This window comes from Staphylococcus sp. HMSC65H10 (assembly GCF_001839185.1).
In the GTDB taxonomy this organism is placed as follows: domain Bacteria; phylum Bacillota; class Bacilli; order Staphylococcales; family Staphylococcaceae; genus Staphylococcus; species Staphylococcus simulans.
This window is the reverse complement of record NZ_KV840373.1, coordinates 23,038-40,730: the sequence shown is the minus strand read 5'-3', so window position 1 is coordinate 40,730 and position 17,693 is coordinate 23,038. Positions and strand designations below refer to the sequence as shown.

Here is a 17,693-nt window from a genome sequence, read left to right as displayed (position 1 = left end):
TTTTTCAATGATATAATACTATGGTCGTCCTTTGGAAGGAGGAGGCCATTTCGTCACGAAATGTTTTAAGAGTGGGAGGGCAAAATTGAGCCCTGTGACCACATCACGATATCAAGGAGGTGCACATCGTGGCTAAAAAAGTAGAAAAAGTAGTTAAATTGCAAATTCCTGCAGGTAAAGCGAACCCAGCACCACCAGTTGGTCCAGCATTAGGTCAAGCAGGTGTGAACATTATGGGATTCTGTAAAGAATTCAACGCGAAAACACAAGAACAAGCAGGTTTAATCATTCCGGTAGAAATCAGTGTGTATGAGGATCGCTCATTTACATTCATCACTAAAACTCCACCGGCTCCAGTACTACTTAAAAAAGCAGCTGGCGTTGACAAAGGTTCTGGTGAACCTAACAAAAACAAAGTTGCTACAGTAACTAAAGATCAAGTACGTGAAATCGCTGAAACTAAAATGCCTGACTTAAACGCAGCAGACATCGAAGCAGCAATGCGTATTGTTGAAGGTACTGCTCGTAGTATGGGTATCGCTGTAGAATAATAGCGTAAAGATGAGTTTGCTCATCTAACGAAACGAATAACAATCAGAAACGTGAAACAAACATGGCAGATGACAGTAAAGTTAATCCAATGAATAAAAATTGCGAACAGCTCACAAGGTCATCTGCTCTTAACTTGCATAAGCAAGTAATGTGGGAGGACATTCCGCTAAAACCACTAAAGGAGGAAATATAAATGGCTAAAAAAGGTAAAAAGTATCTAGATGCTGCTAAAAAAGTTGACCGTAATACTTATTACGCTGTTGAAGAAGCAATCAGCTTAGCTAAAGAAACTAGCGTTGCAAACTTCGACGCTTCTGTAGAAGTAGCATTCCGTTTAGGTATCGATACTCGTAAAAATGACCAGCAAATCCGTGGTGCAGTAGTATTACCACACGGTACTGGTAAAACACAACGTGTATTAGTATTCGCGAAAGGTGACAAAGCTGCTGAAGCAGAAGCAGCTGGCGCTGATTACGTAGGCGAATCAGAATACGCTAACAAAATCCAACAAGGCTGGTTCGACTTCGATGTAGTTGTAGCTACACCGGACATGATGGGCGAAGTTGGTAAATTAGGTCGTGTATTAGGACCTAAAGGTTTAATGCCTAACCCTAAAACTGGCACAGTAACTATGGATGTTAAAAAAGCGGTTGAAGAAATCAAAGCAGGTAAAGTAGAATACCGTGCTGAGAAAGCTGGTATCGTCCACGCTTCAATCGGTAAAGTATCATTCAGTACTGAGGATTTAGTTGATAACTTCAACACTATCCAAGATGTATTAGCAAAAGCTAAACCAGCTTCAGCTAAAGGTACTTACTTCAAGTCTGTTGCAGTTTCAACTACAATGGGTCCTGGTGTTAAAGTAGATACTTCAAACTTCAAACTATAATATAAATGAAATTTAAGAACTAGAGAAAATGTAAAAGTTGCAAAGTGCCAATCGTATCGATTCATATCTGAGACAGCTGAAAATATTTTCTCTAGTTTTTTTAATTACTTATTGACATATCACATTGAAACAGTTATATTGATAAATGTGATTATTTTACCTAAGACAGTAGGAGTTAGAGATAACTTAAAACTTGATCCTACCGAGGCTAAAATTGACTTGAACGTGAACTATGAAACTTTCAAGCACTTTTTGCCGTAGGGTGAAAGTGCTTTTTTTATTGGGTAAAGCTCAAAAAAAGCACCGAACAAAATATGTATGGAGGTGTCTAAATGTCTGGAATTATTGAAGCGAAAAAACAATTAGTTGAACAAATCGCTGATCAACTTAAAAATTCTGTTTCAACAGTAATCGTAGATTACCGTGGTTTAACAGTAGAAGAAGTAACAGAATTACGTAAACAATTACGTGAAGCTGGTGTTGAGTACAAAGTTTACAAAAACACTATGTTACGTCGTGCTGCTGAACAAGCGGGAATCGAAGGTCTTGACGAATTCTTAACAGGTCCAACAGCTGTTGCAACAACTACTGATGATGTAGTTGCTCCTGCAAAAGTTATCGCTGGATTTGCTAAAGATCACGAAGCTTTAGAAATTAAAACAGGCGTAATGGAAGGTAGCGTTATCTCAGCAGAAGAAGTTAAAACTGTTGGTTCATTACCATCACACGACGGTCTTGTTTCTATGTTACTTTCTGTATTACAAGCTCCTGTACGCAACTTCGCTTATGCGGTTAAAGCAGTTGGAGAATCTAAAGAAGAAGAAAGTGCTGAATAATCAGTACACACAATTAATTATTTAAAAAATGGAGGAAATATATAATGGCTAATCAAGAACAAATCATTGAAGCAATTAAAGAAATGTCAGTATTAGAATTAAATGACTTAGTAAAAGCAATCGAAGAAGAATTTGGTGTAACTGCAGCAGCTCCAGTAGCAGCAGCAGGTGCAGCAGGCGGCGGAGACGCAGCAGCAGAAAAAACTGAATTTGACGTTGAGTTAACTTCAGCTGGTTCATCTAAAATCAAAGTTGTTAAAGCTGTTAAAGACGCAACTGGTTTAGGATTGAAAGACGCTAAAGAATTAGTAGACAACGCTCCTAAAGTAATCAAAGAAGCTTTACCTAAAGAAGAAGCTGAAAAACTTAAAGAAACATTAGAAGAAGTTGGCGCAACTGTAGAATTAAAATAATTCTATTGCCACAGCCAATAACTAAATGAAAAGAGAACGAGGCTAATAACCATTGTTAATGTGTGAAACTTAGTTTCACAGCCTGAATTCTTTGAGAAATGAAAACCCCGTTATTGAGTTAACGGGGTTTTTCTAATGAGTACAACTCATTATAGAACGAAAGGTATTTATAGCAAATGACTGATGAAATGTGTATCCTTAAAGTAAAGGGTAGACTTGTCTTTGTTGAAATGGAAGAGTATACTCGAACAGCTTCTAATGTAAAGTAATGAGGTGTAAGCATGAGTCATTATTATGACAAAGATCCTAAAGTTGAAAGTCATAAAGAGACATTTAAATACCATTATCATCAAAATGAATTGAATCTAGTGACTGATGCAGGTGTATTTTCTAAAGGGAAAATAGACTTTGGCTCAGATTTATTAGTTCGTACGTTTTTAAAAGAACATCCACCAGGACCTAAGAAGACGATTGTTGATGTGGGTTGCGGTTATGGACCGATTGGTTTGATGATTGCGAAAGTATCTCCGCATCACCATGTTATTATGTTGGATGTGAACCACCGAGCACTAGATTTAGCAAAAGAAAATAGTGAGAAAAACCATATTGAAAATGTCACTGTAAAAGAGAGTGATGGTTTAGCTGAAGTTCCGGATAATTCTTGTGACATGATCGTGACGAACCCGCCAATCAGGGCAGGGAAGTCAGTGGTTCATGGCATTTTAGAAGACGCACATGAGAAGTTGAGAGCTGAAGGTGAATTATACGTTGTAATTCAGAAAAAGCAAGGTATGCCTTCGGCGAAAAAGAAGATGGAAGCTGTTTTTGGTAATGTAGAAACCCTAACCAAAGAGAAAGGGTATTACATTTTGAAAAGCAAGCGTTAACCATTGACAACCATATTAATTTCTGATATAGTTATAGAATGTAAAAATTTATGTTCAAGAAGTGTGTACTTTTACGTATAAAATAACAAAGTAAATCTTTAATAACGCAGAATAGAAAATGGTGTCATCGGGTGTGCTGCCGTTTTCTTTTTGTCTTGTTACCGTTTTGTTTATTTTAATATGTAAGAGACATTCGAACAATTTTTGAGGGGTGAATCTGTTTGGCAGGTAAATTTGTCCAATATGGAAGACATCGTAAACGTAGAAATTACGCGAGAATTTCTGAGGTTTTAGAATTACCAAACCTTATTGAAATTCAAACTAAATCTTATGAATGGTTCTTAAAAGAAGGCTTATTAGAAATGTTCCGTGACATTTCTCCAATCGAAGACTTCACAGGCAACCTTTCTTTAGAATTTGTAGATTATAGATTGGGTGAACCGAAATACGATTTAGAGGAATCTAAGAACCGCGACGCAACTTATGCTGCACCTCTTCGTGTCAAAGTGCGTCTTATTAACAAAGAAACAGGAGAAGTGAAAGACCAAGAAGTCTTCATGGGTGATTTCCCATTAATGACTGATACAGGTACTTTCGTGATCAATGGTGCTGAGCGCGTTATTGTATCACAATTAGTTCGTTCTCCATCCGTATACTTCAATGAAAAAATCGATAAAAATGGTCGTGAAAACTATGATGCGACAGTAATTCCTAACCGTGGTGCTTGGTTAGAATTCGAAACTGATGCGAAAGACATCGTTTATGTTCGTATCGATAGAACAAGAAAATTACCATTAACTGTATTATTACGTGCTTTAGGTTATTCAACTGATCAATCAATTATTGATTTATTAGGTGACAACGAATACCTACGTAACACTTTAGAAAAAGATGGTACTGAAAATACAGATCAAGCACTATTAGAAATTTATGAACGTTTACGCCCTGGCGAACCACCTACAGTAGAAAACGCGAAAAGCTTGCTTTACTCTCGTTTCTTCGATCCGAAACGTTATGACTTAGCAAGTGTTGGTCGCTATAAAATGAACAAAAAACTTCATTTGAAACATCGTTTATTCAACCAAAAATTGGCTGAACCGATTGTTAATACTGAAACAGGTGAAATTGTTGCTGAAGAAGGCACAGTTTTAGACCGTCGTAAACTAGACGAAATTATGGATGTTTTAGAATCTAACGCAAACATCGAAGTGGATGAGTTAGATGACAGCATCGTAAACGAACCTGTTGAAACACAATCAATTAAAATTTATGTACCGAATGATGAAGAAGGCCGTACAACAACAGTTATCGGTAATGCATTCCCTGATTCAGAAGTGAAATGTATTACACCAGCTGACATTGTTGCGTCAATGTCTTACTTCTTCAACTTATTGTATGGTGTAGGTCAAACAGATGATATTGACCACTTAGGTAACCGTCGTTTACGTTCAGTAGGCGAATTACTTCAAAACCAATTCAGAATCGGTTTATCAAGAATGGAACGTGTCGTTCGTGAAAGAATGTCTATTCAAGATACAGATTCTATTACACCACAACAACTTATCAACATTCGTCCAGTGATTGCATCTATCAAAGAATTCTTTGGTAGCTCTCAATTATCACAATTCATGGACCAAGCGAACCCATTAGCAGAGTTGACACATAAACGTCGTCTATCTGCACTTGGACCTGGTGGTTTAACACGTGAACGTGCACAAATGGAAGTACGTGACGTGCATTACTCTCACTATGGCCGTATGTGTCCAATCGAGACACCAGAGGGTCCGAACATCGGTTTAATCAACTCATTATCAAGTTATGCGCGTGTTAATGAATTTGGTTTCATTGAAACACCATATCGTAAAGTTGACCATGAGAAAAATGCGGTAACAGATCAAATCGATTACCTTACTGCAGACGAAGAAGACAGCTATGTTGTTGCGCAAGCGAACTCACGTTTAGATGACGAAGGTCGTTTCTTAGACGAAGAAATCGTTTGTCGTTTCCGTGGTAACAACACAACTATGGATAGAGAGAAAATGGACTATATGGACGTTTCTCCTAAACAAGTTGTATCTGCAGCGACAGCATGTATCCCATTCTTAGAAAACGATGACTCTAACCGTGCGTTAATGGGTGCGAACATGCAACGTCAAGCAGTACCATTGATGAACCCTGAATCTCCATTCGTAGGTACAGGTATGGAACATGTGGCTGCACGTGACTCAGGTGCTGCTGTAATCAACAAGCATTTTGGTCGTGTAGAACATGTAGAATCTAATGAAATTAAAGTACGTCGTATTATTGAAGAAGATGGTCAAGAATACGAAGGCGAAGTAGATGCGTATAGATTAGCTAAATTCAAACGTTCTAACTCAGGTACTTGTTACAACCAACGCCCAATCGTTAAAGTCGGCGACGTTGTATCTCAAGGTGAAATCTTAGCAGATGGTCCTTCAATGGAACTTGGTGAGATGGCACTTGGACGTAACGTAGTAGTCGGATTCATGACTTGGGACGGTTATAACTACGAGGATGCTGTTATCATGAGTGAACGTCTTGTTAAAGATGACGTTTATACTTCTATTCATATTGAAGAATATGAATCTGAAGCACGTGATACAAAACTTGGACCTGAAGAAATTACACGTGACATTCCTAACGTTGCTGAAAGCGCACTTAAAAACTTAGATGAACGCGGTATCGTTTATGTAGGTGCAGAAGTGAAAGATGGCGACATCTTAGTTGGTAAAGTAACACCTAAAGGTGTAACTGAATTAACTGCTGAGGAACGTTTATTACACGCAATCTTCGGTGAAAAAGCACGTGAAGTTCGTGATACGTCATTACGTGTACCACATGGTGCAGGCGGTATCGTACTAGATGTCAAAGTCTTCAATCGTGAAGATGGCGATGATTCATTATCTCCAGGTGTAAACCAATTAGTACGTGTTTACATCGTTCAAAAACGTAAAATCCACGTTGGGGATAAAATGTGCGGTCGTCACGGTAACAAAGGGGTTATCTCTAAGATTGTTCCTGAAGAAGATATGCCTTACTTACCAGACGGCACACCAATCGATATCATGTTAAACCCACTAGGTGTACCATCACGTATGAACATCGGACAAGTACTTGAATTACACTTAGGTATGGCGGCTAAAAACTTAGGAATCCATGTAGCTTCACCAGTATTCGATGGTGCCAACGATGATGATGTATGGTCTACGATCGAAGAAGCAGGTATGGCAAGAGATGGTAAAACTGTATTATATGATGGACGTACAGGTGAACCATTCGATAACCGTATCTCTGTTGGTGTAATGTACATGTTGAAACTTGCACACATGGTTGACGACAAATTACATGCGCGTTCAACTGGACCATACTCACTTGTTACACAACAACCACTTGGTGGTAAAGCACAATTCGGTGGACAACGTTTCGGTGAGATGGAGGTATGGGCACTTGAAGCTTATGGTGCTGCATACACATTGCAAGAAATCCTAACTTATAAATCTGATGACACTGTAGGTCGTGTAAAAACTTATGAAGCGATCGTTAAAGGTGAAAACATCTCTAGACCAAGTGTTCCGGAATCATTCCGCGTATTGATGAAAGAATTACAAAGTTTAGGTCTTGATGTTAAAGTCATGGATGAAAATGATAAAGAAATTGAAATGTCAGATATGGATGAAGACGATGTGCACGATCATAAAGTAAACATCCAACAATCTTCAATTCCTGAATCACAAAAAGAAACAACTGACTAATTCATTTCGGTGTTCAATAAGCAAATAGCGTAATGTTAAAAATTCAAATATTGCAAGGCTGCATTAGGCAATGTACTGCATTGCCTTTATGCACCTTTAATATTTCTCAATTTATTGATCATTTATCAATCAAATAGCACAGCTAATCTAAATTGAAGGAGGTAGGCTCCTTGATTGATGTAAATAATTTCCATTATATGAAAATCGGCCTTGCTTCACCTGAAAAGATTCGTTCATGGTCATACGGTGAAGTTAAGAAACCTGAAACAATCAACTATCGTACTTTGAAACCTGAAAAAGATGGTTTATTCTGTGAAAGAATTTTCGGACCTACAAAAGACTGGGAATGTAGTTGCGGTAAGTACAAACGTGTACGTTATAAAGGCATGGTTTGTGACCGTTGCGGCGTTGAAGTAACGAAATCAAAAGTACGTCGTGAAAGAATGGGCCACATTGAACTTGCGGCACCAGTTTCACACATTTGGTACTTCAAAGGTATCCCAAGTCGTATGGGTCTACTATTAGATATGTCTCCAAGATCACTTGAAGAAGTTATATACTTCGCTTCATATGTTGTGGTTGATCCAGGCCCAACAGGTCTTGAGAAAAAATCATTACTTTCTGAAGCAGAATTCAGAGACTATTATGATAAATTCCCTGGTCAATTCGTAGCGAAAATGGGTGCTGAAGGTATTAAAGACCTATTATCTGAAATTGACTTAGATGAAGAGTTGAAAGACTTACGTACTGAATTAGAATCAGCAACTGGACAAAGATTGACTCGTGCAATCAAACGTTTAGAAGTTGTTGAATCATTCAGAAACTCTGGTAACGAACCTTCATGGATGATTTTGGATGTACTTCCAATTATCCCACCAGAAATCCGTCCAATGGTTCAATTAGACGGCGGACGTTTTGCGACAAGTGACTTGAACGACTTATACCGTCGTGTTATCAACCGTAATAACCGTTTGAAACGTTTATTAGACTTAGGTGCGCCTGGTATTATCGTTCAAAACGAAAAACGTATGTTGCAAGAAGCAGTAGACGCATTAATCGATAATGGTCGTCGTGGCCGTCCAGTAACTGGTCCAGGTAACCGTCCATTAAAATCACTTTCACATATGTTGAAAGGTAAACAAGGTCGTTTCCGTCAAAACTTATTAGGTAAACGTGTTGACTACTCTGGTCGTTCTGTTATCGCAGTAGGTCCAGGACTTAAAATGTATCAATGTGGTCTACCTAAAGAAATGGCGTTAGAATTATTCAAACCTTTCGTAATGAAAGAATTAGTTCAACGCGAAATTGCGACAAACATCAAAAATGCGAAAAGCAAAATTGAACGTATGGAAGATGAAGTATGGGATGTTTTAGAAGACGTTATCAAAGAACACCCAGTACTCCTTAACCGTGCTCCAACATTGCACAGACTAGGTATCCAAGCGTTCGAACCAACATTAGTTGAAGGCCGTGCGATTCGTTTACATCCATTGGTAACAACAGCTTATAACGCTGACTTCGATGGTGACCAAATGGCCGTTCACGTACCTTTATCTAAAGAAGCACAAGCAGAAGCACGTATGTTAATGCTTGCAGCTCAAAACATCTTGAACCCTAAAGATGGTAAACCAGTTGTTACACCATCACAAGATATGGTACTTGGTAACTATTACCTTACTTTAGAACGTAAAGATGCAGTGAATACAGGTGCAATCTTTAACGATGCAAATGAAGTATTGAAAGCATACCAAAATGGTTATGTACACTTGCATACACGTATTGGTGTACATGCAGGTTCATTCAATAACCCTACATTCACTGAAGAACAAAATCGTAAGATCTTGACGACAACTGTCGGTAAAGTAATCTTTAACGAAATCATTCCGGATTCATTTGCTTATATTAATGAACCGTCTCAAACAAACTTAGAAGATAAAACACCTGATAAATACTTCGTCAGCGCAAGCGAATTAGGCGAAGGCGGCTTAAAAGCATACTTTGAAGACCAAGAACTTGTTGAACCATTCAACAAAAAATTCTTAGGAAATATCATTGCAGAAGTGTTCAATCGCTTCAGCATTACTGATACATCAATGATGCTTGACCGTATGAAAGACTTAGGTTTCAAATACTCTTCTAAAGCAGGTATCACTGTTGGTGTATCTGACATCGTGGTATTACCTGATAAACAAGAAATCTTAGATGAACACGAAAAATTAGTTGAACGTGTTCAAAAACAATATAACCGTGGTTTAATCACTGAAGAAGAACGTTACAATGCTGTCGTTGAAATTTGGACAGATGCTAAGGATGAAATTCAAGGTAAATTGATGAAATCCCTAGAAAAAACGAACCCAATCTTCATGATGAGTGACTCTGGTGCCCGTGGTAACGCATCTAACTTTACTCAGTTAGCTGGTATGCGTGGTCTGATGGCCGCACCATCTGGTAAAATCATCGAGTTACCAATCACATCTTCATTCCGTGAAGGTTTAACAGTGTTAGAGTACTTCATCTCTACTCACGGTGCGCGTAAAGGTCTTGCCGATACAGCACTTAAAACTGCCGATTCAGGTTACCTTACTCGTCGTCTTGTTGACGTTGCGCAAGATGTTATCGTTCGTGAAGAAGATTGCGGAACTGACCGTGGTCTACTTGTATCTGACATCAAAGAAGGTACAGAAATGATCGAACCATTCATCGAACGTATTGAAGGCCGTTACTCTAAAGAAACGGTACGTCATCCAGAAACTGATGAAGTTCTTGTGAAACCAGATCAATTGATTACACCAGAAATCGCAAAACGCATCACTGATGCAGGCATTGAACAAATGTACATCCGTTCAGCATTTACATGTAATACACGTCATGGTGTATGTGAAAAATGTTACGGTAAAAACCTTGCGACTGGTGAAAAAGTTGAAGTGGGTGAAGCGGTTGGTACAATCGCAGCACAATCTATCGGTGAACCAGGTACACAGCTTACAATGCGTACCTTCCATACAGGTGGGGTAGCCGGAAGCGATATCACTCAAGGTCTTCCACGTATCCAAGAGATCTTCGAAGCACGTAACCCTAAAGGTCAAGCAGTTATTACTGACATTGAAGGTACAGTCGAAGACATCAAACTTGCGAAAGACCGTCAACAAGAAATCGTGATCAAAGGTGCTAACGAAACAAGATCTTATCTTGCTTCAGGTACTTCACGTCTTAAAGTTGAAAAAGGCCAACACGTTGAACGTGGTGAAGTCTTAACTGAAGGTTCTATCGAACCTAAGAACTACTTATCAGTAGCAGGCTTAAATGCGACAGAAAGCTACTTGCTTAAAGAAGTTCAAAAAGTTTACCGTATGCAAGGTGTAGAAATCGACGATAAACACGTTGAGGTTATGGTTCGTCAAATGTTACGTAAAGTACGTATCATTGAAGCTGGTGATACAAAACTATTACCAGGTTCATTAGTAGACATCCACAACTTTACAGATGCAAACAGAGAAGCATTCAAAGACCGCAAACGTCCAGCAACTGCAAAACCAGTATTGCTTGGTATTACGAAAGCGTCTCTTGAAACAGAAAGCTTCTTATCAGCAGCATCATTCCAAGAAACAACTCGTGTTCTTACAGATGCAGCCATCAAAGGTAAACGCGATGACTTACTTGGTCTTAAAGAGAACGTTATTATCGGTAAATTGATTCCTGCAGGTACAGGTATGAGACGTTATAGCGAAGCTAAATACGAAAAACATATCGACCCTCAAGTGAAAGAAGCAGTTGAGGAACTTGCAGCGGATACAAATACACCGCAATAATAAACTTTAGATTATAAATCAGCCAATACCACTTTCTGAATTAGAAAGCCGGTATTGGCTTTTCTATTCTTTGAAATACAGAGAGGATTAAGGATATCTGTTGAAATTTTCACCGAATTTGTTATCATTAAAAAAGTCAGCATTATATTAAATAATTGTGTTGACGCAACCTATGGAAAGTGTTACTATTATAAAGGTTGATGTAAGCAGAACTTTGGAGGATAATCAATGTCTAATGAAAAAGTTGCACGCTTAAACAAACACCATAAGGTTGTTGGTTTGAAAGAGACGCTCAAAGCACTCAAGAAGAACCAAGTTACATCATTGATTATTGCTCAAGACGTTGAAGTTTATTTGCTGTCAGACGTGTTAAGTAAGATCAATCATAGCGATATTCCTGTTTCATTTTTCGAAAGCAAAAAAGCTTTAGGAGAATATGCAGGTATCAACGTAGATGCAGCAGTCGTTGCTCTATTGAAATGAGAATTAGTAAGTAATTGCGCTTACTAAATTTTATTTAACCTAAAAATGAACCACCTGGATGTGTGGGATTATAAAACAGGAGAGGAGGACATCTTAAATGCCTACTATTAACCAATTAGTACGTAAACCAAGAAAAAGCAAAGCTAAGAAATCAGATTCACCAGCTTTGAACAAAGGTTTTAACAGTATGAGAAAACAATTTACTGACTTGAACTCACCACAAAAACGTGGCGTATGTACTCGTGTTGGCACAATGACACCTAAAAAACCTAACTCAGCGTTACGTAAATATGCTCGTGTTCGTTTATCAAACAACATCGAAGTAAACGCATATATTCCTGGTATCGGCCATAACTTACAAGAACACAGTGTTGTACTTGTACGTGGAGGTCGTGTAAAAGACTTACCTGGTGTGCGTTACCATATCGTTCGTGGTGCACTTGATACTTCAGGTGTAGAAGGTCGTATGCAAAGCCGTTCATTATACGGTACAAAACGTCCTAAAAAATAAGTTTAAGATTACGTAAATTTTCGAGATAAATTTTGAGATTATACTATAATATGAAGGGAGGACTCTGATTATGCCTCGTAAAGGATCAGTACCAAAAAGAGACGTCTTACCAGATCCAATTCACAACTCTAAGTTAGTGACTAAATTGATTAACAAAATCATGTTAGATGGTAAGCGCGGAACAGCTCAAAGAATTCTTTATTCAGCATTTGACCTTGTACAAGAACGCAGTGGTCGTGATGCAATGGAAGTATTCGATGAAGCAATTAACAATATCATGCCAGTATTAGAAGTTAAAGCACGCCGTGTAGGTGGCTCTAACTATCAAGTACCTGTAGAAGTACGTCCAGAGCGTCGTACGACTTTAGGTTTACGTTGGTTAGTTAACTATTCACGTCTTCGTGGTGAAAAAACTATGGAAGAACGTTTAGCTAACGAAATCTTAGATGCAGCTAACAATACAGGTGGCGCAGTTAAGAAACGTGAAGATGTACACAAAATGGCTGAAGCGAACAAAGCATTCGCTCATTACCGCTGGTAAGATTCAAGGTTTAACCCTGAGCGTGTTCAAATGGTATATTCCAAGGCATGCTTAGGGCATCGCCATATTCAAAGTATTTACTCAAGTAATTACTGGAAGGAGAAAAAATACAATGGCTAGAGACTTTTCTTTGGAAAAAACTCGTAACATTGGTATCATGGCCCACATTGACGCTGGTAAAACAACTACAACTGAACGTATCTTGTTTTACACAGGTCGTATCCACAAAATTGGTGAAACTCACGATGGTGGGGCACAAATGGACTGGATGGAACAAGAACAAGACCGTGGTATCACAATCACATCAGCAGCAACAACTGCACAATGGCATGATTACCGTGTCAACATTATCGATACACCAGGACACGTAGACTTCACAGTTGAGGTTGAACGTTCATTACGTGTACTTGACGGTGCGGTTACAGTACTTGATGCTCAATCAGGTGTTGAACCACAAACTGAAACAGTTTGGCGTCAAGCTACAACTTATGGAGTTCCTCGTATCGTATTCGTAAACAAAATGGACAAAATCGGTGCGAACTTCGAATACGCAGTAAGCACTTTACATGATCGTTTGGATGCAAACGCTCAAGCTGTTCAATTACCAATCGGTGCTGAAGACGAATTCGAAGCAATCATTGACTTAGTTACAATGAAATGTTTCCAATACAATGGTGAATTCGGTGAAGAAGTCGTAGAAATCGAAATTCCAGAAGACTACAAAGCGAAAGCAGCTGAAGCTCGCGAAACATTAATCGAATCAGTTGCAGAAGTTAACGAAGACTTAATGGAAAAATATCTTGAAGGTGAAGAAATTTCAGTTGACGAATTGAAAGCAGCAATCCGTCAAGCTACTTTAGATATCGAATTCTACCCAGTACTTTGCGGTACTGCATTCAAAAACAAAGGTGTTCAATTAATGCTTGACGCTGTAATTGATTACCTACCATCACCATTAGATGTTAAACCAATCATTGGTCACCGTGCTAGCAATCCTGATGAAGAAATCGTTGCTAGAGCAGATGATGATGCAGAATTCGCTGCATTAGCATTCAAAGTTATGACTGACCCTTACGTTGGTAAATTAACATTCTTCCGTGTGTACTCAGGTACTATGAACTCTGGTTCATACGTGAAAAACTCTACTAAAGACAAACGTGAACGTGTAGGTCGTTTACTACAAATGCACGCGAACACTCGTAAAGAAATCAGCACAGTTTACTCAGGCGATATCGCAGCTGCGGTAGGTCTTAAAGAAACTGGTACTGGTGACACTTTATGTGGTGAGAAAAATGACATTATCTTGGAATCAATGGAATTCCCAGAACCTGTTATTCACTTGTCAGTAGAACCAAAATCTAAAGCTGACCAAGATAAAATGACTCAAGCTTTAGTTAAATTACAAGAAGAAGACCCAACATTCCATGCACACACTGATGAAGAAACTGGACAAGTTATCATCGGCGGTATGGGTGAGCTTCACTTAGATATTCTTGTAGACCGTATGAAAAAAGAATTTAACGTTGAAGCTAACGTTGGTGCGCCAATGGTTTCATACCGTGAAACATTCAAAACACCAGCTAAAGTTCAAGGTAAATTCTCTCGTCAATCTGGTGGTCGTGGTCAATACGGTGATGTTCACATTGAATTCACACCAAACGAAGTTGGCGCAGGATTCGAATTCGAAAACGCTATCGTTGGTGGTGTAGTTCCACGTGAATACATTCCATCAGTTGAAGCTGGTCTTAAAGATGCTATGGAAAACGGTGTATTAGCTGGTTATCCATTAATCGACGTTAAAGCTAAACTTTACGATGGTTCTTACCATGATGTCGATTCATCTGAAATGGCCTTCAAAATCGCTGCTTCATTAGCACTTAAAGAAGCTGCTAAAGTTGCAGATCCAGTAATCTTAGAACCAATGATGAAAGTTGAAATCTTAATGCCTGAAGAATACATGGGTGACATCATGGGTGACGTAACAGCTCGTCGTGGACGTGTTGATGGTATGGAACCTCGTGGTAACGCTCAAATGGTTCGTGCATTCGTACCACTTTCAGAAATGTTCGGTTACGCAACTTCATTACGTTCTAACACTCAAGGTCGCGGTACTTACACTATGTACTTCGATCACTATGAAGAAGTACCTAAATCAATTTCTGAAGAAATCATCAAGAAAAATAAAGGTGAATAATTAAATTCCCTTTAGGAACTTGCACAAGAACTGACTTGACAGGTCTCCTGAATTGATTTTTTGCGGAAAATGCTTTATAAAGGAATTAGTCCTTTATACAACTTAACAATAAAGCTCTCATGATGGTGAGAAACTATCATGAGAGATAATTTAAATAACTTTTTAACAAGAAGAGGAGAGATTTCATAATGGCTAAAGAAAAATTCGATCGCTCAAAAGAACATGCCAATATTGGTACTATCGGTCACGTTGACCATGGTAAAACAACATTAACAGCTGCAATCGCAACTGTATTAGCAAAAAATGGTGACACTGTAGCACAATCATACGACATGATTGACAACGCTCCAGAAGAAAAAGAACGTGGTATTACAATCAATACTTCACACATCGAGTATCAAACTGACAAACGTCACTATGCTCACGTTGACTGCCCAGGACACGCTGACTATGTTAAAAACATGATCACTGGTGCTGCTCAAATGGACGGCGGTATCTTAGTAGTATCTGCTGCAGATGGTCCAATGCCACAAACTCGTGAACACATCTTATTATCACGTAACGTTGGTGTACCAGCTTTAGTTGTATTCTTAAACAAAGCTGACATGGTTGACGACGAAGAATTATTAGAATTAGTTGAAATGGAAGTTCGTGACTTATTATCTGAATACGACTTCCCTGGTGACGATGTACCAGTTATCGTTGGTTCTGCATTAAAAGCTTTAGAAGGCGACCCAGAATACGAACAAAAAATCTTAGACTTAATGCAAGCTGTAGATGACTACATCCCAACTCCAGAACGTGACTCTGATAAACCATTCATGATGCCAGTTGAGGACGTATTCTCAATCACTGGTCGTGGTACTGTAGCAACAGGCCGTGTTGAACGTGGTCAAATCAAAGTCGGTGAAGAAGTTGAAATCATCGGTATCACTGAAGAAAGCAAGAAAACAACAGTTACAGGTGTAGAAATGTTCCGTAAATTATTAGACTACGCTGAAGCTGGTGACAACATCGGTGCTTTATTACGTGGTGTTGCACGTGAAGACGTACAACGTGGACAAGTATTAGCAGCTCCTGGCTCTATTACTCCACACACAAAATTCAAAGCTGATGTTTACGTTTTATCTAAAGAAGAAGGTGGACGTCATACTCCATTCTTCACTAACTACCGCCCACAATTCTACTTCCGTACTACTGACGTAACTGGCGTTGTTCACTTACCAGAAGGTACTGAAATGGTTATGCCTGGCGATAACGTAGAAATGACTGTTGAATTAATCGCTCCAATCGCGATTGAAGACGGTACTCGTTTCTCTATCCGTGAAGGTGGACGTACTGTAGGATCAGGCGTTGTTACTGAAATCCAAGCATAATTTCGACTTAACTTAAGTTGATTTTTAATAGAGAGCTCCTCTTTTGAGGGGCTCTTTTTTTACATATTTTTCTATTGATACGCTCAGTCGTGTGTTGTTTAACATAAAAAATGCGTACACATCATTTCTACATGTGTACGCATTTTTGTTTTGATTTAAAGACGTTCAGAAGATAAAACATTTTCTAATTCTAATATTTTTAAGAACTCGGCAGCTGCGTATTTCAATGCAGCTTCATCAATATCAAAGTAAGGATTATGGTGAGGGTAGTCTGTACCTTTTTGCACATTACCACATCCTGTTAGAAAGAAAGCGCCAGGTCTCACACGTTGATAAGCTGAGAAATCTTCGCCCACCATCATCATATCTGCTTCAGTAAAGCGTAAATTCATATCATGAGCGGCTTGCTTAACTGTTTCATAAGCTTGTTCATTATTATGCACAGGGACATAGCCACGTTCATAATCCATTGTGTATTCAATATCATTCGCAAGCGCAAGCCCTTGTAGAAGCTTATCAAGTTTATTCATGATATGTGTTTGGAGCTCAGAATCAAATGTGCGCACTGTACCGCGACACATCGCAGAGTCGGGGATCACACTATCTGATGAACCGGCTTGAATCATTCCGAAAGTAACCACAGCTTGTTTAATCGGATCGACCGTACGTGAAACGATTTTTTGTGCGCTTAGAATAAATTCAGCTAATATCACAATCGGGTCAATCGTTTCATGCGGTTTAGCACCGTGACCGCCTTGACCTTGAATGGTAACGGTAAATTCATCAGGTGAAGCCATCATGGCGCCTGGGCGTGAATAAATGATGCCTGTGGGATAACCACTCCATAGGTGGTTGCCGTAAACACTGTCTACACCTTCTAAAGCACCATCATCAATCATTTGTTGGGCGCCGCCAGGAACAATTTCTTCACCATATTGAAAGATTAATACAACGTTGCCTTTTAAATGTGCTAAATGTTCATTAATTATTTGAGCAACGCCTAAAAGAATCGCAGTATGGCCATCGTGACCGCACGCATGCATACATCCTTCATTTTTAGAACGGTAAGGTTTGTCGTTCAGTTCAGTAATCGGAAGGGCATCGAAGTCAGCACGTAAGGCGACTGTCGGGCCTTCGCCTTGGCCTTTAAATGTTGCGACAATACCGTTTTTTCCTACAGGTCTACGAATCGTACAGTCTAATTGTTCGAGCTGATTAACGATATAGTCGTGGGTGTTATGTTCTTCAAACGATAACTCAGGATATTGATGAAGATGTCTTCTGAGTTGAATCATAGTTTTTTCTTTATCGTGCGCAAGTTGATACCAATTCAACATGGTATTCACCTCTTCTGTAATTAATATAGATGTCCTTATTATAGCACGCGTTCCACAGAATAAACTTAAAACGTTCATGTTAAAATAACGCG

General features: G+C 38.9%; 13 protein-coding genes and 1 other annotated feature. Of the genes, 12 read left to right on the top strand and 1 reads right to left on the bottom strand.

Annotation, left to right across the window (positions count from 1 at the left end; all coding sequences use genetic code 11):
• Window positions 1-128 precede the first annotated feature (128 nt).
• The 12 genes from rplK (at window position 129) to tuf (ending at window position 16,264) form a co-directional block, all read left to right on the top strand.
• Entirely contained in the window at window positions 129-551 is a 423-nt protein-coding gene (rplK, locus tag HMPREF3270_RS09350) for a 50S ribosomal protein L11 (protein WP_070848489.1), read from the top strand.
• Window positions 552-745: 194 nt separating this feature from the next.
• Entirely contained in the window at window positions 746-1,441 is a 696-nt protein-coding gene (gene rplA, locus HMPREF3270_RS09345) for a 50S ribosomal protein L1 (protein ID WP_002481327.1), read from the top strand.
• Window positions 1,442-1,582: 141 nt separating this feature from the next.
• Window positions 1,583-1,728 (top strand) — a sequence feature (ribosomal protein L10 leader region).
• Between the two features lie 45 nt (window positions 1,729-1,773).
• Complete coding sequence (rplJ, locus tag HMPREF3270_RS09340) at window positions 1,774-2,277, top strand: 50S ribosomal protein L10 (RefSeq protein ID WP_002481328.1); 504 nt, start codon at window positions 1,774-1,776, stop codon at window positions 2,275-2,277.
• 44 nt (window positions 2,278-2,321) lie between these two features.
• Window positions 2,322-2,690, top strand: a complete 369-nt coding sequence (gene rplL, locus HMPREF3270_RS09335; RefSeq protein ID WP_002481329.1) for a 50S ribosomal protein L7/L12 — start codon at window positions 2,322-2,324, stop codon at window positions 2,688-2,690.
• Between the two features lie 281 nt (window positions 2,691-2,971).
• Entirely contained in the window at window positions 2,972-3,577 is a 606-nt protein-coding gene (locus HMPREF3270_RS09330) for a class I SAM-dependent methyltransferase (protein ID WP_002481330.1), read from the top strand.
• Window positions 3,578-3,798: 221 nt separating this feature from the next.
• Window positions 3,799-7,350: a DNA-directed RNA polymerase subunit beta gene (rpoB, locus tag HMPREF3270_RS09325; RefSeq protein WP_023016305.1), complete on the top strand. Its 3,552-nt coding sequence runs from the start codon at window positions 3,799-3,801 to the stop codon at window positions 7,348-7,350.
• A gap of 197 nt (window positions 7,351-7,547) precedes the next feature.
• Window positions 7,548-11,159 (top strand): DNA-directed RNA polymerase subunit beta', encoded by a 3,612-nt coding sequence (gene rpoC, locus HMPREF3270_RS09320; RefSeq protein ID WP_226956325.1) that lies wholly within the window; start codon window positions 7,548-7,550, stop codon window positions 11,157-11,159.
• A gap of 228 nt (window positions 11,160-11,387) precedes the next feature.
• Window positions 11,388-11,642, top strand: a complete 255-nt coding sequence (locus HMPREF3270_RS09315) for a ribosomal L7Ae/L30e/S12e/Gadd45 family protein (protein ID WP_002481333.1) — start codon at window positions 11,388-11,390, stop codon at window positions 11,640-11,642.
• A gap of 97 nt (window positions 11,643-11,739) precedes the next feature.
• Entirely contained in the window at window positions 11,740-12,153 is a 414-nt protein-coding gene (rpsL, locus tag HMPREF3270_RS09310; protein WP_002481334.1) for a 30S ribosomal protein S12, read from the top strand.
• Between the two features lie 70 nt (window positions 12,154-12,223).
• On the top strand, window positions 12,224-12,694 hold the full coding sequence (rpsG, locus tag HMPREF3270_RS09305; RefSeq protein ID WP_002481335.1) for a 30S ribosomal protein S7: 471 nt from the start codon (window positions 12,224-12,226) through the stop codon (window positions 12,692-12,694).
• A 112-nt stretch (window positions 12,695-12,806) separates the two neighbouring features.
• Window positions 12,807-14,888, top strand: coding sequence for an elongation factor G (fusA, locus tag HMPREF3270_RS09300; RefSeq protein WP_002481336.1), 2,082 nt, complete (start codon window positions 12,807-12,809; stop codon window positions 14,886-14,888).
• Window positions 14,889-15,076: 188 nt separating this feature from the next.
• Complete coding sequence (tuf, locus tag HMPREF3270_RS09295) at window positions 15,077-16,264, top strand: elongation factor Tu (protein WP_002481337.1); 1,188 nt, start codon at window positions 15,077-15,079, stop codon at window positions 16,262-16,264.
• 155 nt (window positions 16,265-16,419) lie between these two features.
• On the opposite strand, the gene HMPREF3270_RS09290 is transcribed toward tuf, so the two are convergent.
• Window positions 16,420-17,601 (bottom strand): M20 family metallopeptidase, encoded by a 1,182-nt coding sequence (locus tag HMPREF3270_RS09290; RefSeq protein ID WP_070848488.1) that lies wholly within the window; start codon window positions 17,599-17,601, stop codon window positions 16,420-16,422.
• Window positions 17,602-17,693 lie beyond the last annotated feature (92 nt).

What these genes read in the sequence shown, in the direction of transcription:
- HMPREF3270_RS09315 (WP_002481333.1), top strand. Translation starts at nt 11,388, where the DNA reads ATGTCTAATGAAAAAGTTGCACGCTTAAACAAACACCATAAGGTTGTT.
- rplL (WP_002481329.1), top strand. Translation starts at nt 2,322, where the DNA reads ATGGCTAATCAAGAACAAATCATTGAAGCAATTAAAGAAATGTCAGTA.
- rpsG (WP_002481335.1), top strand. Translation starts at nt 12,224, where the DNA reads ATGCCTCGTAAAGGATCAGTACCAAAAAGAGACGTCTTACCAGATCCA.
- HMPREF3270_RS09290 (WP_070848488.1), bottom strand. Translation starts at nt 17,601, where the DNA reads ATGTTGAATTGGTATCAACTTGCGCACGATAAAGAAAAAACTATGATT.
- fusA (WP_002481336.1), top strand. Translation starts at nt 12,807, where the DNA reads ATGGCTAGAGACTTTTCTTTGGAAAAAACTCGTAACATTGGTATCATG.
- rplA (WP_002481327.1), top strand. Translation starts at nt 746, where the DNA reads ATGGCTAAAAAAGGTAAAAAGTATCTAGATGCTGCTAAAAAAGTTGAC.
- rplJ (WP_002481328.1), top strand. Translation starts at nt 1,774, where the DNA reads ATGTCTGGAATTATTGAAGCGAAAAAACAATTAGTTGAACAAATCGCT.
- HMPREF3270_RS09330 (WP_002481330.1), top strand. Translation starts at nt 2,972, where the DNA reads ATGAGTCATTATTATGACAAAGATCCTAAAGTTGAAAGTCATAAAGAG.
- tuf (WP_002481337.1), top strand. Translation starts at nt 15,077, where the DNA reads ATGGCTAAAGAAAAATTCGATCGCTCAAAAGAACATGCCAATATTGGT.
- rpoC (WP_226956325.1), top strand. Translation starts at nt 7,548, where the DNA reads ATGAAAATCGGCCTTGCTTCACCTGAAAAGATTCGTTCATGGTCATAC.
- rpsL (WP_002481334.1), top strand. Translation starts at nt 11,740, where the DNA reads ATGCCTACTATTAACCAATTAGTACGTAAACCAAGAAAAAGCAAAGCT.